This is a genomic window from Flavobacterium ammonificans, assembly GCF_020885975.1.
Classification (GTDB): domain Bacteria; phylum Bacteroidota; class Bacteroidia; order Flavobacteriales; family Flavobacteriaceae; genus Flavobacterium; species Flavobacterium ammonificans.
In genome coordinates this window covers 1,294,525-1,317,642 of record NZ_AP025183.1, presented here as the reverse complement: position 1 = coordinate 1,317,642, position 23,118 = coordinate 1,294,525, and the positions used below count along the sequence as shown (strand labels likewise).

Annotated in this window: 20 protein-coding genes; 9 read left to right on the top strand and 11 right to left on the bottom strand. The window is 33.6% G+C overall.

Going from position 1 to position 23,118, the window contains the following annotated elements; translation table 11 throughout:
* Position 1: 1 nt before the first annotated feature.
* From LPC23_RS05925 to rpmH, 4 genes are all read right to left on the bottom strand, one after another.
* Entirely contained in the window at positions 2 to 1,477 is a 1,476-nt protein-coding gene (locus tag LPC23_RS05925) for a phytoene desaturase family protein (RefSeq protein ID WP_229328834.1), read from the bottom strand.
* Between the two features lie 22 nt (positions 1,478 to 1,499).
* A complete protein-coding gene (locus LPC23_RS05920; protein WP_229328833.1) occupies positions 1,500 to 2,396 on the bottom strand; it encodes a MerR family transcriptional regulator in 897 nt (298 codons plus the stop codon).
* Between the two features lie 146 nt (positions 2,397 to 2,542).
* Positions 2,543 to 5,398, bottom strand: a complete 2,856-nt coding sequence (gene carB, locus LPC23_RS05915) for a carbamoyl-phosphate synthase large subunit (protein WP_229328832.1) — start codon at positions 5,396 to 5,398, stop codon at positions 2,543 to 2,545.
* 160 nt (positions 5,399 to 5,558) lie between these two features.
* Positions 5,559 to 5,720 carry a 50S ribosomal protein L34 gene (rpmH, locus tag LPC23_RS05910; RefSeq protein ID WP_008464848.1) on the bottom strand — a complete coding sequence of 54 codons (162 nt, stop codon included), beginning with the start codon at positions 5,718 to 5,720 and terminating at the stop codon, positions 5,559 to 5,561.
* A 166-nt stretch (positions 5,721 to 5,886) separates the two neighbouring features.
* Here rpmH and LPC23_RS05905 point away from each other — a divergent pair, with 166 nt between their 5' ends.
* The gene (locus LPC23_RS05905; RefSeq protein WP_229323547.1) at positions 5,887 to 6,402 is read left to right on the top strand and encodes a DUF2892 domain-containing protein; all 516 of its coding nucleotides are present in this window, start codon (positions 5,887 to 5,889) and stop codon (positions 6,400 to 6,402) included.
* 61 nt (positions 6,403 to 6,463) lie between these two features.
* Here LPC23_RS05905 and LPC23_RS05900 read toward each other — a convergent pair whose 3' ends face one another.
* From LPC23_RS05900 to LPC23_RS05885, 4 genes are all read right to left on the bottom strand, one after another.
* Positions 6,464 to 6,784 carry a GIY-YIG nuclease family protein gene (locus tag LPC23_RS05900; RefSeq protein WP_229328831.1) on the bottom strand — a complete coding sequence of 107 codons (321 nt, stop codon included), beginning with the start codon at positions 6,782 to 6,784 and terminating at the stop codon, positions 6,464 to 6,466.
* A 129-nt stretch (positions 6,785 to 6,913) separates the two neighbouring features.
* Positions 6,914 to 7,819 carry a lytic transglycosylase domain-containing protein gene (locus LPC23_RS05895; RefSeq protein ID WP_229328829.1) on the bottom strand — a complete coding sequence of 302 codons (906 nt, stop codon included), beginning with the start codon at positions 7,817 to 7,819 and terminating at the stop codon, positions 6,914 to 6,916.
* 31 nt (positions 7,820 to 7,850) lie between these two features.
* The gene (locus tag LPC23_RS05890) at positions 7,851 to 8,516 is read right to left on the bottom strand and encodes an alpha/beta hydrolase family protein (protein WP_229328827.1); all 666 of its coding nucleotides are present in this window, start codon (positions 8,514 to 8,516) and stop codon (positions 7,851 to 7,853) included.
* A gap of 90 nt (positions 8,517 to 8,606) precedes the next feature.
* Positions 8,607 to 10,241, bottom strand: coding sequence for an ABC-F family ATP-binding cassette domain-containing protein (locus LPC23_RS05885; protein WP_229328824.1), 1,635 nt, complete (start codon positions 10,239 to 10,241; stop codon positions 8,607 to 8,609).
* Positions 10,242 to 10,664: 423 nt separating this feature from the next.
* On the opposite strand from LPC23_RS05885, the gene LPC23_RS05880 reads away from it, so the two are divergent.
* Both LPC23_RS05880 and LPC23_RS05875 read left to right on the top strand, forming a co-directional pair.
* Entirely contained in the window at positions 10,665 to 11,075 is a 411-nt protein-coding gene (locus LPC23_RS05880) for a hypothetical protein (RefSeq protein WP_229328821.1), read from the top strand.
* Between the two features lie 48 nt (positions 11,076 to 11,123).
* The gene (locus LPC23_RS05875; RefSeq protein ID WP_229328819.1) at positions 11,124 to 12,506 is read left to right on the top strand and encodes a Kelch repeat-containing protein; all 1,383 of its coding nucleotides are present in this window, start codon (positions 11,124 to 11,126) and stop codon (positions 12,504 to 12,506) included.
* Positions 12,507 to 12,565: 59 nt separating this feature from the next.
* Here the strand turns inward: LPC23_RS05875 and LPC23_RS05870 are convergent, their stop codons facing one another.
* Positions 12,566 to 13,741 carry a GlmU family protein gene (locus LPC23_RS05870; protein WP_229328817.1) on the bottom strand — a complete coding sequence of 392 codons (1,176 nt, stop codon included), beginning with the start codon at positions 13,739 to 13,741 and terminating at the stop codon, positions 12,566 to 12,568.
* A 102-nt stretch (positions 13,742 to 13,843) separates the two neighbouring features.
* The gene (locus tag LPC23_RS05865; RefSeq protein ID WP_229323531.1) at positions 13,844 to 14,095 is read right to left on the bottom strand and encodes a type B 50S ribosomal protein L31; all 252 of its coding nucleotides are present in this window, start codon (positions 14,093 to 14,095) and stop codon (positions 13,844 to 13,846) included.
* Positions 14,096 to 14,337: 242 nt separating this feature from the next.
* Here LPC23_RS05865 and LPC23_RS05860 point away from each other — a divergent pair, with 242 nt between their 5' ends.
* The 6 genes from LPC23_RS05860 to LPC23_RS05835 all read left to right on the top strand — a co-directional run bounded on the left by LPC23_RS05860 (position 14,338) and on the right by LPC23_RS05835 (position 20,644).
* Positions 14,338 to 14,865, top strand: a complete 528-nt coding sequence (locus tag LPC23_RS05860) for a DUF4199 domain-containing protein (RefSeq protein ID WP_229328815.1) — start codon at positions 14,338 to 14,340, stop codon at positions 14,863 to 14,865.
* 6 nt (positions 14,866 to 14,871) lie between these two features.
* Complete coding sequence (locus LPC23_RS05855) at positions 14,872 to 15,825, top strand: glycosyltransferase family 2 protein (protein WP_229328813.1); 954 nt, start codon at positions 14,872 to 14,874, stop codon at positions 15,823 to 15,825.
* Between the two features lie 17 nt (positions 15,826 to 15,842).
* On the top strand, positions 15,843 to 16,304 hold the full coding sequence (locus LPC23_RS05850) for an ORF6N domain-containing protein (RefSeq protein WP_229328811.1): 462 nt from the start codon (positions 15,843 to 15,845) through the stop codon (positions 16,302 to 16,304).
* A 71-nt stretch (positions 16,305 to 16,375) separates the two neighbouring features.
* On the top strand, positions 16,376 to 18,106 hold the full coding sequence (locus LPC23_RS05845) for a phospho-sugar mutase (RefSeq protein ID WP_229328809.1): 1,731 nt from the start codon (positions 16,376 to 16,378) through the stop codon (positions 18,104 to 18,106).
* 4 nt (positions 18,107 to 18,110) lie between these two features.
* Positions 18,111 to 19,940: an ABC transporter ATP-binding protein gene (locus LPC23_RS05840; RefSeq protein WP_229328807.1), complete on the top strand. Its 1,830-nt coding sequence runs from the start codon at positions 18,111 to 18,113 to the stop codon at positions 19,938 to 19,940.
* Between the two features lie 2 nt (positions 19,941 to 19,942).
* Positions 19,943 to 20,644 carry a hypothetical protein gene (locus LPC23_RS05835; protein WP_229328805.1) on the top strand — a complete coding sequence of 234 codons (702 nt, stop codon included), beginning with the start codon at positions 19,943 to 19,945 and terminating at the stop codon, positions 20,642 to 20,644.
* Position 20,645: 1 nt separating this feature from the next.
* Here the strand turns inward: LPC23_RS05835 and LPC23_RS05830 are convergent, their stop codons facing one another.
* The gene (locus LPC23_RS05830) at positions 20,646 to 23,114 is read right to left on the bottom strand and encodes a TonB-dependent receptor (RefSeq protein ID WP_229328803.1); all 2,469 of its coding nucleotides are present in this window, start codon (positions 23,112 to 23,114) and stop codon (positions 20,646 to 20,648) included.
* Positions 23,115 to 23,118: the final 4 nt, after the last annotated feature.

Below are 23,118 nucleotides of genomic sequence, written 5' to 3'. Positions count from 1 at the left end.
GTTATGCTTTTGAAAATTGTTTATCAATTAATTCGGACACCAGTTTTCCAGAAATTAATGCTGGAGGTACACCTGGCCCTGGTACGGTTAGTTGACCTGAAAAATACAGGTTTCCAACTTTATTACTTTTCAATTTGGGTCTTAAAAAAGCGGTTTGCAATAAAGTGTTAGCCATCCCGTATGCATTGCCTTTGTACGAATTGTATTCGCTTACAAAATCATTTTTGCAAAAAGATTGTTTAACTATAATGCTAGATCGAACTTCTTGTTGTGTTAACGACTCAAAACGATCCATAATTTTGTCAAAATATTCATTACGCAACGCTTCAGTATCTTCAATTCCTGGGGCTAAGGGAACTAAAAAGAAAGCAGATTCCATTCCTTCGGGTGCTGCTGAAGCATCTGTCAAAGATGGGAAATTAGCATAAAACAATGGTTCATCAGGCCATCTCGGTTCGTCATAAATATCTTTAGCATGTTGGTAAAAATCAGTATCAAAAAACAAAGCGTGATGCGAAATGTTTTGAATTTTTTTATTGAAACCTACATAAAATAATAATGAAGAAGGAGCAAATACACGGCTATCCCAATATTTTTCAGAATAAGCACGGTGTTGTTCTTCTAGTAATGTTTCTGTATGATGGTAATCCGCACCACTCAAAACTACATCGGAATAGATTTCGGTTCCATTAACTACGATTCCTTTGGCTGTTTTATTTTCAACAATAATTTTTTCAATAGCAGCATTAGTTACAAATTTCACCCCTAATTCGACAGCTAAACTTTCCATACCACGAACCACATCAAACATTCCTGTTTTTGGATGCCAAGTACCTAAACCAAAGTCGGCAAAATTCATAAAACTATAAAACGAAGGGGTATCCGATGGTTTAGCACCAAGAAAAAGAACTGGAAACTCTAAAATTTGAATCAATTTTTCGTTTTTAAATTTATTACGAACATCTCGACTGATGTTACTAAAAAATTGGCCTACTTTTTTAGCCGTTTCCACTGTGATTAATTCCAATGGAGAAACTCCAGGGCGATATACTAAATCTTTAATTGCTATATCATAATTCGATTGCGCTTCCAACATGAACTTTTCTAAAACCGCACCACTCCCTTTTTCAATAGATTCAAAAGTAGCAACAATTTCAGGTAAATTATCTGCAATTGCGATGAATTCATCAACTCCAAAATATACTCGATATGCAGGTGAAAGTTTAATTAATTCATAATAATCAGTCGTTTTTTTGCCAAAATCAGCAAAGAAACGTTCAAATACATCAGGCATCCAGTACCAACTTGGCCCCATATCAAAGGTAAATCCATCGATTTTGAGTTGGCGAGCTCTACCGCCAATACTGTCATTTTTTTCATAAACAGTTACTTTATGACCACTTTGCGCCAAATAACTTGCTGCCGCTAAAGAAGAAAAACCAGAACCTATTATTGTGATTGTTTTTTGTTGTATCATTAAACGTAAAGACTATTTTTTATTAAATACTACTTACTAACGCCTCAATAGATTGAAATACTTGCATCTTTTCATCAACGATTGCTGGATCGATATGAGCCACCATTCGTCCTATAAACCAAAGCGAAGTAGTGTCAGATTCTAACACCTGTTTCATTTCAGTTATATACTCATTTACATTGTCTTTATCTGGCTGCACTGTCAAGTACGAAACAAAAACAATAGACTCAAAATGATTTTTTAAATATTTCAAACTATCAATTGGAACACTTTCACCTAGATAAATGGTTTTATATCCTTTGGTAAGAATTTCATAATTAAGATACATCAATCCTAATTCATGAATTTCGTTCATTGGTAAAGATAATACAAAAACTTTATCTGTTTTGGTAGGTTTGCGTATTTGTAATTGTTCTGTTTGAATGAGTAATTTTTGCTTGATCAAAAAAGTAATAAAATGCTCGTGTGATGGGGTTATAGTATCTGTTTGCCACAACATACCGATCTCATTCATCAGTGGCAAGAAAACATCATAAAATATTTCTTGAAATGATTTCTCTTTGGTTAACCAATCGTAAGTGTTGAAAAATAACTCTTGATCAAAATTCATCATGGCTATCTTAAACTCACTTATCGCATGACTTTTGGCTGTTTTATTAGTAACAATTTCACGAACTAAAGCAGGAATTGTTTCCGGTGGATATTTGGAAATTTTAGATATTTTATATCCAAAGTCATGAAGTAAAGTAATGTTAAGCAACTTTTGCAAACTAGCTAAATCGTACAATCTAATATTAGTATCAGTACGCATAGGCTCCAAAACGTTGTATCGTTTTTCCCAAATACGAATAGTATGCGCTTTAATTCCAGATAAATTCTCTAGATCTTTGATACTGAATACGTTTTTAACGTTGTTCATCCTTTCTTTGTTTTAATTAAACAAATGTAAAATAAAAAATGGTATTACGCTAATTAATATTACTATTGAAAATTCATTTTTTTCTTTCAGAAGTAATCATAAAAAAAGCCTCCGCATAGAGGCTTTTTAATTCTAAATCTGTTTTTTTATTTACTCAAATACATTTTTCTTCGAGAATACAATTCATAGAATTGGTCGTCTTTCAAGTCGTCAATAAACAAAATACTTTCTCCTGTTGATTTCATCTCTGGTCCCAATGCTTTGTTGACATTTTGGAATTTACTGAAAGAAAAAACAGGTTGCTTAATAGCATATCCTTTCAACTGTGGATTGTATGTAAAATCAGTGACTTTGTTAGCTCCTAACATAACTTTGGTAGCATAATTCACATAAGGTTCCCCATACGCTTTAGCAATAAAAGGAACGGTTCTAGACGCTCTTGGATTGGCTTCAATAATATAAACAACATCATTTTTGATAGCAAACTGAATGTTGATTAAACCAACGGTTTTAAGCGCAATTGCTATTTTATGGGTATGATCTTTAATTTGTTGCATCACAAATTCACCCAAGTTAAATGGAGGTAAAGTCGCATTACTATCGCCTGAGTGTACGCCACAAGGCTCAATGTGTTCCATAATTCCGATGATGTAAACATTGCCATCCGCATCACAAATCGCATCAGCTTCAGCTTCAATAGCGCCATCTAAATAATGATCTAATAACAATTTATTTCCTGGAATCGATTTCAATAAATTGATTACGTGTTCTTCTAATTCTTGTTTGTTGATGACAATTTTCATTCCTTGTCCACCTAACACATACGAAGGACGAATCAATAATGGAAAATCTAATGTATCTGCTAGTGCGGCTGCTTCATCAGCTGTTTCAGCAATTCCGAATTTAGGGAACGGAATATTTAATTCGGTCAATAAATCAGAGAAACGTCCTCTATCTTCGGCTAAATCCAAAGCATCAAAACTAGTTCCTAAAATTTTCACTCCGTATTTAGATAATTTCTCTGCTAATTTCAAGGCAGTTTGACCTCCTAATTGCACGATAACACCTTCTGGTTTTTCGTGTTGAATAATGTCATAAATATGCTCCCAAAAAACTGGCTCAAAATACAATTTATCCGCCGTATCAAAATCAGTCGAAACCGTTTCAGGATTACAGTTAATCATAATCGTTTCGTATCCACATTCTTTAGCTGCAAGTACCCCGTGCACACAAGAATAATCAAACTCAATTCCTTGCCCAATTCTATTTGGTCCTGAACCTAGAACAATGATTTTCTTTTTATCAGTAACAATACTTTCATTATGAACATAACGTTCTCCATTTGGCTTTTCAATTTCAGCCTCGAAAGTGGAATAATAATACGGAGTTTGTGCCTTAAACTCGGCAGCACAAGTATCCACTAATTTGTAAACACGCTTGATTTTAGACTCCATACGTAAACTATGCACCTGACTTTCTAAACAACCCATCATATGGGCAATTTGTCTATCTGAAAATCCTTTTTGCTTAGCTTCCAACAATAATTCTCTCGGTAAAGAATCTACTTTATATGTAGTAATTTCTTTCTCTAAAGTGAATAATTCCTCATATTGTTTCAAGAACCACATATCAATTTTTGTGATTTCGTGAATACGACTCAACGGAATTCCCATTGCGATAGCATCATAAATCACAAAAACACGATCCCAACTCGCATAAGTTAGTTTTTCGATAATTTGTTCGTAATTGGTATATCCTTTTCCGTCAGCTCCTAAACCATTTCTTTTGATTTCCAATGATTGTGTGGCTTTGTGTAAAGCTTCTTGGAACGAACGTCCAATTCCCATCACCTCACCTACTGATTTCATTTGAAGTCCTAAAGTTTTATCAGCACCTTCAAATTTGTCGAAGTTCCAACGTGGTATTTTTACAATTACATAATCCAATGTTGGCTCAAATAAAGCCGAAGTTGATTTTGTAATTTGATTTTGTAATTCGTCTAAGTTGTATCCTAAAGCTAATTTTGAAGCAATTTTAGCAATTGGATAACCCGTTGCTTTGGATGCCAATGCCGAAGAACGAGAAACACGAGGATTGATCTCAATCGCCACAATATCTTCTTTTTCATCTGGCGAAACCGCAAATTGTACATTACAACCTCCAGCAAAATTTCCGATGCTTCGCATCATCAAAATTGCCATATCACGCATTTTTTGGAATGTCGTATCCGACAATGTCATCGCTGGTGCAACTGTAATAGAATCTCCCGTGTGGATTCCCATTGGATCCATATTTTCAATAGAACAGATAATAACAACATTGTCATTTTTATCTCTCAATAACTCTAATTCGTATTCTTTCCAACCTAACAAAGCCTTGTCAATCAAAACTTCGTGAATTGGCGACATTTCTAAACCGTAAGTTAGTTTTTCGTCAAATTCTTCTTTGCTATGTACAAAAGCAGCTCCAGTTCCACCCAAGGTAAACGATGGACGAATTACTAATGGAAAACCAAATTCTTGTGCGATTTCTTTTCCTTGTAAGAACGAAGTAGCTGTTTTTGCTGGTGCCGCAGGGATACCAATTTTTTCTAATAATTGTTTGAACTGCTCTCTATCTTCGGTAATATTAATGGCGTTCACATCAACCCCAATCAAACGAACCCCAAAATCTTCCCAAATTCCTTTTTCTTCTGCTTCTAAACACAAGTTCAACGCCGTTTGCCCACCCATTGTTGGCAAAACCGCATCAATTTGCGGATGTGCTTTTAAGATTTCAATAATCGACTTAGTTGTCAATGGTTTCAAGTAAACGTGATCGGCCATCGAAGGATCTGTCATAATTGTAGCCGGATTCGAGTTGATTAATATCACTTCGATTCCTTCCTCACGAATAGAACGTGCTGATTGAGAACCTGCATAATCAAATTCGCAAGCTTGACCAATTACGATAGGACCTGAACCTATTATTAAAACGGATTTTATGGATGTGTCTTTTGGCATTTTGGTAGTATTAGTGTGTTGTTGTAAACTTTATTTTATGATTGTATCGTATGTAGTGGAAACTCTTTTATGGTCAACCAACCCAAAGTTAGTTTAAATATTCAAAAAAAAGCCGTTACTAAAAAATAGTAACGGCTTTATATTGATTATAGAATAACCATTATTTTTTGTGTCTAGGTTCGCTAGAAACAGTCAATTTATGTCTTCCTTTAGCTCTTCTTCTTGCAAGAACTTTTCTTCCATTAGCAGAAGCCATTCTGTCCATAAATCCGTGTTTATTTCTTCTTTTTCTTTTCGATGGTTGAAACGTTCTTTTGCTCATTGGTTTGTATCTTTAAAATCTTTATTTATATGTCTTGTAGTTTTTGAATAACCGTTACCCGAAAACCGAGTGCAAATATACAAAGACTTTTTTTTCTAGCAAGTAGTTTTATAAAAATATTTTTAATTCCTTTTACTATCTTTGCAATCATAAATTCAAACCTATTATGTTTCACAAAAATATCAAACTTATTCTTGCCGGACTTATTGTAGCTGCTGGCATTTGGCAATTTACTGAAAGTAACATCGGAAATGGAATATTCCTTTTATTACTATCAATCATACCAGTTTTTTTATATTTCAAAAACGAATTCATTTTATTGGCCTTTCTAAAGTTAAGAAAGCAAGATTTTGAAGGCGCTAGAAAATGGTTGGATAAAATAAAAAATCCAGAAGGCGCTTTAATTCAAAAACAGCAAGGGTACTTTAATTACTTGCATGGAATTATGCTTTCGCAAACCAACATTAACCAATCAGAGAAATTTTTCAAAAAAGCTATCGAATTAGGATTGTCTATGGATATGGATTTGGCTGTTGCCAAATTAAACCTAGCTGGTATTGCTATGTCTAGAAGACGTAAACTAGAAGCAACTTCATTATTGAATGAAGCTAAAAAGCTGGACAAACAAAACATGCTGAAAGAACAAATCAGTATGATGAAAGAGCAAATGAAGAAAATATAGATTTTCTAGAACCTAAAACAAGTTCAGGTTGACAGATAATATAGTATATATAATACGTCTGTCATTCTGAACTTGTTTCAGAATCTAATTGTTCCCATAAATTAATCCAGTTAGGATTAGATTCCTCAATTAAATTTATCTTCCACTTTCTGTGCCAATTTTTTAATTGTTTTTCTCTAGAAATTGCATCATTAACATATTGAAATTCTTCAAAATAGACTAAAGTTTTCAACTTGTACTTTGAGGTAAATTTTGATCCTTCTCCGCTAACATGCCTCTCCATTCTATCATCTAAACCTCCTGTGACTCCAATATAAAGAAGTCCATTAGGTTTATTCGTTATAATATACACCCAATAATTATGGTATACCCTATTAGCCATTTTAAATTCAATTAATTTAGAACCTGAAACAAGTTCAGGTTGACAGTTGTCCTGCTTATGTTCTCGTCTTTAATTCTTAACTCGTTTACCTCACCTATTCATTACTTCCCAAGACATATTTTCAATTAGTTAATACCCTTCCAAAGGAATTTCTAGTTGGTATTTTTTATTGGTCGGATTGACCAACTTAGTGGCTCGCAACCAAGGATTGTGAATTTTTAGAATTTTATAATTTATCCCTTGTTGTATTGCCAAACTAGCTAAATCGTTAACTGTGGTATCAATAGTAATTTTCTTTGTTGGCACTATTCGATATTTTTCTTCTTCGCCAATAGGAAAACCATACTGTTCTGGATTTTGCATAATTTGTTTTAAAGCTAAGGTTCTAAAAACATAACGAGAAGTTTCGTCATTCAACAATAAATCGTAATAATTAGTTACTTTTTGAATATCCATTTGTTTTTTGATGCCACTTCCACCGGCATTGTAGGATGCTGCTACTAAAGTCCAATTGCCAAATCTCTCTTTAGCTTTCAAGAAATAAGCACAAGCTGCTTCTGTTGCTTTTTCTAAATGATAACGCTCATCTACATTTTCGTTCACTTCTAAACCAATTTCTTTAGCCGTTTCAGGCATAAATTGCCAAACTCCTTTGGCTCCAGCCGGAGAAACAGCATTAACCAAACCACTCTCAATCACAGCAACGTATTTAAAATCATCCGGAATTCCGTTTTTCTTTAAAATAGGTTCAATTACCGAAAATGCTCGGCGCGCTCTTTTTAAAATTAATAAAGTCGAAGCGTTCAAATGTTTATTCACTAATAACTCTCTATCCAAACGCTCTTGTACATCAGCAATTTGCAAAGGCACTGCTTCTCCAGCAAAATCAATTTTAGCAGGAAAATAATTAGGATTGAATTGGGCAATCCATATAGAAGGTAATTCTAATTTGGATGCAAAAATAAAAAGACCACTAATTAGCATTACGCCAATAACAAGAACTGATTTACGAAAAATATTTGTTGATTTAATCATTGGATATTGAATTGAATTGAATTTAGTACTTCTAATTCCCTTGAATTAACAAAGGAAGATTTTCGTTGAGCCATTTGTATTTACTTAAAATCATGACATGTGTACCGCCTTTAACTACAATACACTTTTTTATATTTTCAATGGGAAACACTTCATCGGCATCACCATGAATATGAATTACATTTTGGTTTAGTTGTTTTGGCTCCCATAAAATTACATTCTCGATTGCCCAATCCAAATAATGTACCTCGCGAACCAACAAATAGCGTTCATATAATTTTAATCGCTGAGTGATGGACTTTCCAAAAGAAAATGTACTTAATTTTTCAATATTTGCAAATATAGAAGTGGGAATTAATTTGTATGCTTTAGTAGTCTTTGCTATCTTCATTCGAAGAGGAAACTCAGCATTAGATTTGACACTTGAGATAATGATTACTTTTAAAGGATTCAAAAATGCAGCCATTTCCTGAACCAGAATACCCCCAAAAGAGACACCTATCAATACCGGATTAGGAGCTGTAACCTTCTCTGACATTCGTTTAGCATAATCCGTTAAAGGTTCGTTACCTAAAGGCAATTCCCAATCTAAAAGATGCACTTCAAAAACAGATTCAGGCAATGCAATACGCTCAAATATTAACGAACTAGCCGCTAAACCAGGCATGCAATACACCGAAATCTTATTAGTATCCATAGTTAAAGCCATTACTTACAGGTAAAAATAAGGATATTTTTCAGAAGAATAGATTTGAATAGAAATAAAGAAAGTCGGTTCCGATAAAAACTACTTCTCGATTTCTCGAAGGTTTTCCATTTTTTTATGTGCCAAGAAACCCGCAATATCTTCAAAGTGTTCCACCACTCTTTTGTTTCCGAATTCAAAAACTTTAGTAGCTAATCCATCTAAGAAATCTCGATCGTGAGATACTAAAATCAAAGTACCATCAAAATCTTTTAAGGCGTCTTTAATTATATCTTTGGTTTTCATATCCAGATGATTGGAAGGCTCATCCAAAATCAATAAGTTAACAGGTTCTAACAACAATTTAATCATCGCTAAACGTGTTTTCTCTCCTCCTGAAAGGACTTTTACTTTCTTGGTCACATCGTCACCATGAAACATAAACGCTCCTAAAATATCTTTGATTTTGGTACGAACATCACCCACAGCAATATCATCGATAGTTTCAAAAATAGAGGCATTTCCATCCAATAAAGCCGCTTGATTTTGAGCAAAATAGCCAATTTGAGCATTGTGACCAATTTCGACACTTCCGCTATCAATGCCAATTTCTTTCATAATGGCTTTAATCATAGTCGATTTACCTTCTCCATTTTTTCCAACAAAAGCGACTTTCTGTCCACGCTCAATAACCAAATTAGCGTCTTTAAAAACGACATGGTCACCATACGATTTCGATAATTCTTTTACAATTACAGGATATTGTCCTGAACGTGCAGCCGGAGGAAATTTCAGTTTCAATGCAGATGTATCCACCTCATCAACTTGAACTATTTCTAGTTTTTCCAACATCTTAACTCGCGATTGTACAGCATCTGTTTTTGAAAAAGTACCTTTGAATCGGTCAATAAACGCTCTATTATCAGCAATCATTTTTTGTTGCTCATCATACGCTTTTTGCTGGTGCATACGTCGGTCTTTTCTCAATTCCAAATAATGAGAATATTTGGCTTTATAATCATAAATACGTCCCATAGTAACTTCTATAGTACGATTAGTAATATTATCAACAAAAGCCCTATCGTGCGAAATCACCACTACAGCTTTAGCTTGGTTTACCAAAAAATCCTCTAGCCATTGAATACTTTCGATATCCATATGGTTTGTTGGCTCATCCAACAAAATCAGGTCGGGTTTTTGCAATAAAATTTTAGCCAATTCAATTCGCATTCGCCAACCGCCAGAAAATTCAGATGTTTGTCGCGTAAAATCAGTACGCTCAAATCCTAAACCGATTAATATTTTTTCTACCTCAGCTTCGTAATTTACTTCTTCTATAGCATAGTATTTCTCACTCAAATCAGAAACACGCTCAATCAACTTCATGTAGTCATCACTTTCATAATCCGTACGAACGGTCAATTGCTCATTTATTTCGTCAATTTCAGCTTTCATTTTAAATATTTCGCCAAAAGCCTTAGACGCTTCTTCAATTACAGTTGCGCCATCCGTTGTCAATAAATGTTGAGGCAAATAAGCCACTACTGCTTCTTTTGGGGCCGAAATCGAACCCGTAGTAGGTTTACTTTGTCCTGCAATAATTTTTAAAAGCGTCGATTTTCCGGCGCCATTTTTACCCATAAGGGCAATTTTATCATTTTCATTTATTGCAAAAGAAACTTCACTAAAAAGTGTTGTTCCGCTAAACTGGACAGAAATATCATTAACTGTAATCATTACCTATTGGTTTTAGTGGATTGAGAAATCGATAATCCGACCTCTATTTTTAGAAGGCGCAAATATAATTCAATTCTCCTCTTTATTAATCATAGACAAAAAAATTAATTTCAAACCCATTTGGAATTTCAGATACTGCTTAAAAAAAGTACTCTAGTTGAATCAAAATAAGACATCAAATAGCTAGAAGAAGCCATTAAAAACAGACTTTCTATAGTCCAAAAAGTAAAAAAAATGGACAAAACCTATTATTGGAGTTAAATTAAATAAATAATCCTATTTGATTAACAACTGTTTAGTCACGGAAAATAGCAGAAAATATTGTTTCGTGCATTTTTTTGAAGAGTACAGAATCTTTTGCTGAATTTTACATCTAAGAAAGTATCCCTACTATTTTCTTCATTAACCAAAACCCCACATGTTATGATTTCAAAAGAAACCACAGCCATAATAAGCATATCAAACAATGGCATTATTTTGAATCCTAGATCTAATAATAAAGAACAAATTCCATATTCTGATGTATCAAAAATTCACATTAGTGTACATCAGCGTCAATTCGTTTTGAAAATATTTCTTATCAGTTATTTTATTTTCACTCTTTTTTGTTTGAATTACTTGAACTTAGAATTATCTGTTTTTTCAATTGTAATTTTTACAATCAACTTTTTGGTAATGAATTCTCTTGATTTCAAAAGTTACCGCCTTCAAATTGTGTTGAAAAATAATATGATTATTGAAAAGCGAATTCCTAAAAAATTGAAATACGAATTCATCAGTATAGTGAACGAAGTTAGGGGAAATCTTAATTTAGAACCAACGGTGGTTTTGTAGTGTACTATTTTTTTGTATTTTAGAAAAAAATTAAACAATTCGGGATTTATGAATAGGCTTTTAATTATTTTCTATCTAGTACTTTTACATACCTCTCCAAAAGGATTTTCTCAAACTGACAAATACAAAGGGGAAAGTTTTCTTTTTAAAGATGCAAAAACCAATGACGCAATTGTCATTGAACATGATTCCATTTTTTACAGAAACAACCCTGAGCAAATTCAGCGATTAAAGCATTCTAATTATCCTGAAATAATTTCTAGATACAACGCTTTTCAAATTAAAGGCAAGAATTATTTTGCACACAATGGTTGCGGACCAGTGTTAGAATGGCGTAATGATTCTATTGTGCGCATTGATAAATCGTTTTTACATCAAAATCAATTTGGATCTTCTAATTTCGTATACAAGAACGAGATATACTACTTTGGAGGTTATGGGTTATTTACTTACAAAAACATTCTAACTAAATATATTTTTAAATCAAGAGAATGGATGTCTATTCAAACTTTTGGCAATGAATTTCCGTCTCCAAGACGCGATGCTAATATTGTTTTGATGGGAGATGCTTTATACGTTTTTGGTGGCTGGTCAGAAGACCCTGATAGTTTCTATTTTGGACAAAAATTTGCCGACGATTTAGTTTGGAAACTCAATCTTAAATCCATGAAATGGAGCAAAGAAGGCGTATATGATACCAAGTACAACTCAATAGAAAACCACATCAACTTTCAAGTTGGTTCAAAAATGTACATGCTGAGCCGTGGTTCTGATAATAAACTTTTAGAGATTGATATTGAGAATAACACCATTAAAAAGTATTTACTTCCTTCACTTATTCTACCTAAATTCATTTATTTTGATGAAAAATCTCAAGAATTAGTAGCATTACATTTCTTAAGCACGAATGCTTCTAGTAAAATTATTCGATTAAAATTAAAAACAATTTTAGTAAATCCAATATACACAGAAACGTTTATAACTACACCATATTCAACCTGGATGTATTCGTTTCTATTAATTGGTCTCGTATTGTTTCTTTTCTATCTGTTTTATAAATTAAAAATAAAAGGCACCATTAATTCTAATAATAGCTTGCTATTTGACAGTGCTTCACAACAATTACTCTTTAAGGGTAAAATTATCGACGCCTTTGATGCCAATGAATTAAAAATCATTTTACATTTAATTAAAAACCAAGCTGACTATATTCCGCTTAACTCATTAAACAATTTATTTGAACAAGAAGAAATTACAGAAAATTATTCAAGTACAACTAAACGCAGAGAAACCACTTTAAACAACATCATCACTAAATTAAGTTTAATTTCGGGAAATAAAGAAAGTGAGATTGTATTGTATCGAAAAAATCCTGACGATAAGAGAATGAAGGAAGTAAAGTTAAAAGATCAATTTATAAGACTTAAATAAATAAAAAAACTCGCATACTATTATGCGAGTTTTTTTTATTACAATTTATGTATACTTATTTACTCTTTTCTCCACTTTTTTGTTTGTTCGAAAACCTGTTCTAAAATGGCTTGCTCTTTCTCATCGAATTCAAGATTTCTTCTACTCATAACTAACTTAGCTGTAGCAAAAGCTTTGTTAGTTGTATAGGTAGTAAATCCTGCAGCACCTCCCCATGAAAAACTCGGTACGAAATTACGCGGAAAACCACTACCAAAAATATTGGCACTTACACCCACAACAGTTCCTGTATTGAACATAGTGTTTATTGCGCATTTACTATGATCTCCCATAATCAAACCACAAAATTGCAAACCTGTTTTTGCAAAACCTTCGGTTTCATAACTCCATAATTTTACTTCCTCGTAATTGTTTTTAAGATTGGAATTATTACTATCAGCGCCAATATTACACCATTCTCCTAAAACCGAATTGCCTAAAAATCCATCATGCCCTTTATTAGAATAGCCAAATAAAACCGAGTTGTTCACTTCGCCTCCAATTTTAGAAAAAGGTCCTACAGTAGTTGCTCCGTAAATTTTGGCAGCCATTTTAACCCCTGCTCCTTCGCATAAAGCAAACGGACCACGAATTACAGCGCCTTCCATAATTTCGGCATTTTTACCAATGTAAATTGGACCTGTGGAAGCATTTAATGTAACAAACTCCAATTTGGCTCCTTCTTCGATAAAAATATTTTCAGGAGCAATTGTATTCACTGTTTTTGGAATGGGTTGCGATTTTCTATCCTGAGTTACCAACTCAAAATCGGCACGAAGAGCCGCATCATTTTTAGAAAAAATATCCCAGGTATTTTGAACCGTCAAACAGTCACCTGAAAATTCGACTATTTCATACGTATCAAAATCAACCTCTTCTTGCTCTTCATTCGTAAAGAAAGCAATAACCTCATCTCCTTTAAAAATAGCTTGATTCGATTTTAAATTTTGAATCAATTCAACTAAAGAAGCGTTAGGCAAAAAAGAAGCATTAATCATTACGTTCTGCTCCATTTCCACCATTGGAAATTTATCTAAAAGATATTCTTCGGTCAAAGTGGTGGTAGTAGATCCTAAGTAAGCTTCCCATTTTTGACGAATTGTCAAAATTCCAATTAAAATATCGGCAACGGGACGTGTGAAAGTAAAAGGCAAAAGGGCATTTCTAGAGGGACCGTCGAAAAGAATATAATTCATTTTAAATTTTTACAAAGTTATAAAGGCTCAAAGTTACAAAGATTTACATAAAAAAAGCCTCACAAATTGTGAGGCTTAGTATAGTAAAAAAACAAATTAAAATTATTTAACGTGTTTCGCGTATTTCGTTTTGAATTTATCGATACGTCCTGCAGTATCAATTAATTTAGATTTACCTGTGTAAAAAGGGTGAGAAGTTCTAGAAATCTCCATTTTAACAACTGGATATTCTACACCATCAACAGTGATTGTTTCTTTAGCATCAGCAGTAGATTTAGTAATAAAAACGTCATCATTTGACATGTCTTTAAAAGCAACTAATCTGTAATTTTCTGGGTGTACACCTTTTTTCATCGTAATTCTTTTTTATTAAATTCAATTATAATCTTGCTTTGAAGCTTTTCTTCTAACAGAAAAGGTATAAACCGATTATAACTTTTTGTTTTACATTATTATTTTGAGACTGCAAATTTACACTTATTTTTCAATAAACAAATCTTTAACTTACTTTTTTTAACTATGGCTTAATACTGATTTTTAGCAGCAAATAAACTCGGAATTACTATATTTGTAGATTAATTTAAAACTACAAAGTCATGATAAACGAAATTATAAAAAGAAATGGTATCACATTTGGTGTTTTAGTAGGTATACTTTCTTCATTAATCACTGCTTCTATTTATGCAATAGATTTGAACTTTTTTGTTTCTTGGTGGGTTGGTGTTCTAAGTATTATGATTTATTTAGTTTTAGGAATTGTATTGCTTTCTAAAACTAAAAAAGAATTAAAAGGTGTTTTTCCATTTAAAGAAGCCTTTACCACCTACTTTATATGTGCTGTAATTGCTATATTAATAGGAACTGCTTTTAATATTTTACTATTTAATGTTATCGATCCGTCTGCTCAAGACACACTTAAAGAAATTACTTTAAAAAACACAATCGCCATGATGGAAAAATTCAATTCTCCTCCTGCGGCTATTAATGATGTAATTTCAAAAATGAAAGATAGTAATCCTTTTTCAACTATTGAATTACTAAAAGGATCTGTTTCAAGCATCGTTTTTAGTTCAATTTTTGGTTTAATTATGGCCGCATTTTTTAAAAGTAAGTCACAAGAATAATACTACATGAATCTATCCATACTTATCCCGCTTCTTAACGAAGAGGAATCATTGAACGAATTGTACACTTGGATTGTCAAAGTGATGCAAACCAATAATTACACTTACGAAATCATCTTCCTTGATGATGGTAGTACAGATAATTCTTGGCAGTGTATCGAACAATTTGCTCAGGAAAATTCGAATGTAAAAGGAATTCGTTTCATGAAGAATTTTGGCAAGTCGCAAGCCTTACATGCAGGTTTTGCCAAAGCCAAAGGAGATGTTATCATTACTATGGATGCTGATTTGCAAGATAGCCCGGAAGAAATTCCTGGATTATATGACATGATTACCAATGGAAACTTTGACTTGGTTTCGGGATGGAAAAAGAAACGCTACGATTCTGTTGTTGCTAAAAATTTGCCTTCCAAATTATTCAACTGGGCTGCTCGAAAAACTTCGGGTGTGTATTTGAATGATTTCAATTGCGGTCTAAAAGCATACAAAAATGCGGTAGTGAAAAACGTAGAAGTTTCAGGAGAAATGCACCGTTATATACCTGTATTAGCAAAAAATGCAGGTTTTAATAAAATTGGCGAAAAAGTAGTACAACATCAAGCCAGAAAATACGGTGAATCCAAATTTGGCATGAACCGATTTATCAATGGGTTTTTAGATTTAATTACCATTTGGTTTTTATCACGTTATGGGAAACGACCTATGCACTTTTTTGGAGCTGTGGGCGTGTTAATGTTTATCATTGGTTTTGTATCTACAGGTTTGATTATTGGTGTCAAATTATTCCGTTTGTACTCGGGTTACGATACCATATTGGTAACAAATAATCCACTGTTTTATATCGCGTTAACCGCTATGATCATTGGTTCGCAATTATTCCTAGCTGGATTTTTAGGCGAAATAATCCTTCGCACAAAAAATAATGAAGAACGTTATAAAATTGCTAATGAACTGAATTGAAAACTAATTTGAATTAAATGCCCAACTCCCAAATCATTACCCAAAAAATTATCGAAATTAGAGGTCACAAAGTGCTACTCGATTTTGATTTAGCTGAATTGTACGAAACAAGCACTAAAGTTTTAAAACAAGCGGTACGAAGAAATATCAATAGGTTTCCTGAAGACTTTATGTTTGAATTAACCGAAGAAGAATTTCAATGTTTGAGGTCACAAATTGTGACCTCAAACAGAGGAGGAATAAGATACATGCCCTTTGCGTTTACAGAACAGGGCGTAGCAATGCTTTCAAGTGTATTGAACAATGAAAGAGCCATTGAAATTAATATTGCCATCATGCGGAGTTTTGTTTCGCTTCGAAAATTCGCACTGACGTATGAAGAATTAACAAAACGAGTAACGGAAATTGAGCAACAATTTGCTGCGCCTGTTCGCCTTAAGGCTCGGGTCCAGAGATTTATAAAGCACTTAATCATTTGATGGATTCCAAACAACAACATCAAATGCAACAAGAACGAAAAAAGATTGGTTATACCAAATAATAGACATAAATGGAAATCAAACAAACTATTTTAGACAAAGTAAACGAATGGCTCTCGCCTAATTTTGACTCAGCAACTCAAAATACAATTAAAGAAATGATGACTTCAGCTCCACAAGAGCTAGAAGAAAGTTTTTATAAGAATTTAGAATTTGGAACGGGCGGAATGCGCGGTATTATGGGAGTTGGAACTAACCGTATTAACCAATACACCTTAGGAAAAAATACCCAAGGTTTGTCTAACTATTTGAAAAAAGTATTTCCTGGAGAAAATTTACGCGTAGCGATTGCTTACGATTGCCGACACAATAGCGATACTTTAGCTAAAGTAGTTGCTGATGTATTTTCTGCCAATGGAATTCAAGTTTTCTTATTTTCAGAATTACGTACAACTCCCGAATTGTCATTCACCGTAAAACATTTGAATTGTCACGCAGGAATTGTGTTGACTGCTTCTCATAATCCACCAGAATACAATGGATACAAAGTATATTGGCAAGATGGAGGTCAATTAGTTCCGCCACAAGATGGCGAAATTATTGAGTTAATCGAAGCCTTGAATTATGACGAAATCAAGTTTGAAGCCAACGCTGATCTAATTCAATATATTGGAGCAGAAGTCGATGCTGCTTTTCATCAATCTACAATTGAGAACGCCAGTTTCAAAACAACACCGGCAGCAGCCAAAGAAAACTTAAAAATCGTATACACTTCGCTACACGGAACTTCGATTAAATCGATTCCAACCGTTTTGGCGCAAGCGGGATACTCACAAGTTCATATTGTTAAAGAACAAGCAGAACCAAACGGAGATTTTCCGACTGTTAAATCCCCTAATCCAGAAGAACCAGAAGCTTTAAGTATGGCAATGCAATTAGCGGAAGAAACAGATGCTGATATTGTAATTGGTACTGATCCCGATTCAGATCGTTTAGGCGTAGCTGTAAGAAATACTGAAGGTAAAATGATATTATTGAATGGTAATCAGACAATGATTATCATGACGGCATTTTTATTAGAACAATGGAAACGTGCCGATAAAATTACTGGAACTGAATTCGTAGGTTCGACAATTGTATCGACTCCGATGATGCTCGAATTAGCCTCTGCTTATGGAGTGGAATGCAAAGTTGGTTTGACTGGTTTCAAATGGATTGCCAAAATGATTAAAGATTTCCCTAACCAAAAATTCATTGGCGGTGGAGAAGAAAGTTTTGGGTTTATGGTAGGCGATGCGGTTCGTGACAAAGATGCGGTGGGCGCTTCGCTTTTGGTTTGCGAAATTGCCGCTTTGGCGAAAGCCTCAGGAAGTTCGTTATACCAAGAATTATTGAATTTGTATGTTGATTTTGGTTGTTACAAAGAGCATTTGATTTCGTTAACCAAAAAAGGTATTGACGGGCTAGCCGAAATCAATCAAATGATGATTGACTTGCGTGAAAATCCCGTTGATGAAATCAATGGTCAACGTGTGGTATGTATTGATGATTACCAAAATTCAACTTCATTGAATAGAATAACAAACGAAATTGAGCCAATTGCTATTCCAAAATCGAATGTGTTAATCTACTATTTGGAAGACGGTTCTAAAATTTGTGCGCGTCCTAGTGGAACGGAACCAAAAATAAAATTCTATTTTAGTGTAAACACTACTTTGGATAAAGTCGAAAATTTCAGAGCAGTTGAAACTGAATTGGATCAAAAAATTAAAAACATAATCGCAGCAATGCAATTGAATTAAATTAATGGAAAAAAACTTAATTAAACTATTACCATATACGAAACCGTATAAGACAAACATTGTTCTCAACATTGTATATAATGTTTTGTACGCTTTATTTAGCACTCTTTCCATGATTACATTATTTCCATTACTGGAAGTTTTATTCAAAAAAAGTAATGAAGTAATCAAAGAACCAGTGTTTAACGGAATTGAAAATATTGGGAAATTTGGAAAAGAATGGCTTTTCTATAATATCTCTCATTTAAATAAAACACAGGGGCCTGAGTCTGCTTTATTGTTAGTGGTTGTATTAGTAATTATTACCTTTTTATTGAAAAATGTATTTAATTTTTTAGCTTCTTATCACATTACCCATCTAAAAAACGGTGTTTTGCGTGATTTAAGAAAAACGATGTATGATAAGATTGTAGAATTACCTATCCCTTATTATTCAGAAAAAAGAAAAGGAGATATGATGGCGAGAATGCTAGGCGATGTGAATGAAGTTCAAAATTCATTTTTCTCTATTCTTGAACTCATCGTTAAAGAACCTTTAACAATACTTTTTACCATAATTGCGATGTTAAACATTAGTGTTAATTTAACATTATTTGTATTTATTTTTATACCAATCTCAGGATTTGTAATTTCAAAAGTAGGTAAAAGTTTAAAAGCAAAATCCACTCGAGCACAAGAGGAAAGTGGTTATTTTATTTCTTTAGTTGAAGAAAGTTTATCTGGACTTAAAGTAATCAAAAGTTACAATGCTGAAGGAATATTCAAAACTATGTTTGGAGATTCCATCAACAGACTTTTTGTTTTTTCAAATTTAATTGGAAACAAAAATAATTTAGCTTCTCCCTTAAGCGAATTTATGGGAATTGTGACCATAGCAACCTTACTTTGGTATGGGGGCAATCTAGTATTAGTCGACAAAACATTGGATGGCTCGCTATTTCTTGTATATATGTTACTTGCTTACAACATATTGACACCTGCCAAAAACATCTCTAAAGCTTCTTATGCTGTTAAAAATGGATTAGCTGCCGCCGAACGTGTTTTTGAAGTTTTAGAAATTGAAAACACCATTCCAAATGATAAAAATGCCATAATTAAAAAATCATTTGATTCAAATATTACCATCTCAAATATCAACTTTAAATACAAAGATGATAATGTACTGAAAGAGTTTTCATTAGAGGTAAACAAAGGGCAAACAGTTGCGTTAGTAGGTCAATCTGGTAGTGGAAAAAGTACAATTGCCAATTTATTGACTCGCTTTTATGATGTGAACGAAGGTACCATTCAAATTGATGGTATTGATATTAAAAAATTAGATATTCATTGCTTGCGAGGTTTAATAGGCCTAGTTACTCAAGACAGTATATTATTTAATGACACAATAAAAGCTAATATTGCTTTAGGAAAAGAGGATGCTACTGATGAAGAAATTATCGAAGCCCTAAAAATTGCCAATGCTTTTGAATTTGTGAACGAATTGCCTCATGGAATTCACACTAATATAGGTGATAGCGGTAATAAATTATCAGGAGGTCAAAAACAACGTCTATCGATTGCACGTGCAGTTTTAAAAAATCCACCAATTATGATTTTAGACGAGGCGACTTCAGCATTGGATACTGAAAGTGAAAAATTTGTGCAAGTTGCCCTCGAAAATATGATGCAAAACCGAACTTCTATTGTTATTGCACACCGCCTTTCTACTATTCAAAAAGCAAACAAAATTGTGGTAATGCAAAAAGGCCGAATTGTAGAACAAGGCACTCATGAAGAATTAATTGCATTGAACGGAACCTACAACAAATTGGTAAGTATGCAATCACTCGAATAAAAATGTATTTATCAAGTCCAAATATTAAACTCCCTAAAGATCCAGACACCATTGTTTGGAAATATTTGGATTTGTCTAAATTTTTGGATTTGTTACTTTCTCAAAAGTTATTCATGTCGCGTTCTGACAAATTTGAAGACCAATACGAAGGTACTTTTAGCGAGCCCACTTTTGAAGAGATTAAAAAGTTAGCTGTTAACAATCCTGAATTTTTAAATTATTACAAAACCCACCGCGAAAAAGTAGCTATTAGTAGTTGGCACATCAATGAATACGAATCTTTCGCTATGTGGCAAATTTTTACTCAAAACAGTGAAGGATTGGCTATCCAATCTACTATTGGGCGATTGCAAAAAGCATTGGAACCTGAAAAAAACTTAAAGCAATACATCGGACAAGTAAATTATATTGATTACAAAAAGGAATATATCCCTTTCGACGATTTGTTTTTTCCATTCTTATTTAAGCGAAAAAGTTTTCAATACGAACGTGAGGTCCGCATTATATCTGATACTTCTGATACTAAAATCAACATTAATGACGGAATTAAAATCAATGTGGACATCAGCCAATTGATTGATAAAATTTACATCCATCCAAAATCAGAAAACTGGTATAAAAATCTAGTTATCGAATTAGTATCTAAATTAGGTTTTGATATAGAAATTGAAAAATCAGATTTAGAAAGTGATATCTTAATTTAGACTATAATTTAGCCGACAATTTGATATTAAAAACTCGTGTAGTCATGTAATTCGGAATAGCGTATTGATTTTTAGAATACACATCCCGAACCCAAGTATTGGTAATCGCATTTTGATTATTAAATAGATTAAATATCTCTGCTCCTATAGCTAATTCTTTAAAATTACCTAGCCAATTCTTCTTCTTTGAATTACTATAATTATCAATCAATACTTTAGAAAAACCAACATCCGCTCGACGGTAATCCCGCAGTCTATTTTGATATTGATACGGATCTGCATACGAAGGAGAGCCGCCTGGTAATCCCGTATTATAGACTAAATTTAAATACACTTTCATACTCGGAATAGTGGGCATATAATCTTGAAATAAAATACCAAACTTTAATAACTGGTCCGTTGGTCGCGCAATATATCCTCTGTTTTCACTATTTTCCTCTGTTTTCAAATACCCAAAACTAAACCAAGACTCCGTTCCGGGAACAAATTCCCCATTCAATCGGAAGTCAAGACCTTGTGCATAGGCCTTCGCCAAATTGTTGGCTGCATAACGAATACGAACATTATCAATTGTATAGGTATTAACATCCGACATGGATTTATAATAGAGTTCAGAAACCAATTTAAACGGACGATTCCACATCTTAAAATTGTAGTCATTCGCAACCACTAAATGAACAGATTGCTGGGCTTTGACATTAGTTTGTACTATGCCATCGGCGTCACGTAATTCTCTATAAAAAGGAGGTTGGTAATACAGTCCGCCGGATAGTCTGAATAGCATATCCTTTTCCCAATTGGGTTGAATGGCTATTTGTGCGCGCGGACTCCAAACAAATTGTGAATTTCCTAAAGCATTAGTTCCAGCTACCTCCCAATGCTGAAAACGCAAACCTGCATTGTACCAAAGCTTAGCAGACCCTAAATTAGACTTTGAATTCCATTGGGCAAAACCTGAGAATCTATTGATGGTGTTAAAATTTGTAGCACGCACATTTTGATAGGGAACAAGTGGTCCAGAATAGATGGTATTTGGCTCATCACGTTGAGGTAAAATAGTAGGAGGTGGAATCGAAAAACTAAGCGAATCAATGACTTCCCACTCCACTACTCGATCACGAATAGACTCTCGAGTATATTTTACTCCCCAGTCCAATTGGCTTTTCTTCCAATCATGAAATCCTTTCAATTCGATAGTAGCAATTAAAGCGTCTAGATTATTTCGGGCGTGATTTAACTGTGATCCAATACCACGCGAATAGGAAACTTTTCCGTAATTTTCAGAAGCAACATTATTATCTACTTCCCCTAAACGATATTGAGCCAAAATATCAAAGTGCTCTTGTTCAACAGTATGATAGAGTGAACTTATCAACTTTAAACTAAATGTCTCAATCGGCTTAAAAGTAGTTTTAATTGCTCCAAAATAAGTACCGTAGCTATTTTTTTCCCGTCCTTCATAAAAGACTAAAAGTGCCATAGGCTGGTCTAGAGTTCCAAAATTAGTTTGGCGCGTCAAAGGTTGGTATTCGTAGTTATTTCTAGAAATAGTACCCAAAAAACTCCACTGCCATTTGGCGGAAGCCTGATAATTTATATTGGTTTGGACATCAACAAAGGAAGGCGTAAAATTAGTTTGTGTTTCTTGACTATTCACCAAAAGACTATTGTTGCGGTACCGAACTCCTGTAACAGCAGACCACTTTTTATTTCTAGAAACAGCGTCAACAGACAGACTCCCTCCTAAGAAACTAGCTTCAAAATTAGCTCCGAATGCGGTTGGTTTTCGATACGTAATGTCTAAAACAGAAGACAATTTATCTCCGTATTTAGCCTGAAACCCACCAGCAGAAAAGTCAATATTCTGGACTAAATCTGAATTAATAAAACTCAATCCTTCTTGCTGACCTGATCGAATTAAGAAAGGACGATACACTTCAACTTCGTTAACATAGACTAAATTTTCATCATAATTTCCACCACGAACAGCATACTGACTACTTAATTCATTATTAGAATTGACCCCTGCCAAAGTCTTTAACACATTCTCAACACCTGCATTCGCTCCAGGAGTTTTTCGCAAAATCTCTGGAGTAATTGATGTAATACCTTGAATTCGATTCTTATTTTTTGAAGACACAATTACTTCTCCCATTTGTTCTATCCTAGTATTCAAAATAGGATTGAATTCGAAAATTGCATTGGGTTGCAAAGAAATTATTGCACTTACTGATTTAAATGCCAGATGAGAAAAAACAATAGTCGTTTTCTTTTGGGCGGGAATAGGCAGCTCATAAAAGCCATTACTATTGGATCGGGTGGAATTAGTTTCGCTAGAAATAGCAACATTCGCTATAGGAACCTTATTCTCATCTAAAACGACACCTTTAACTCTAGCATTTTGTGCCAAAGAGATAAAAGATACCCCTAAAAAGAAAAAATAAATGCTAAATGTTAGACTGTTTTTCAAACGA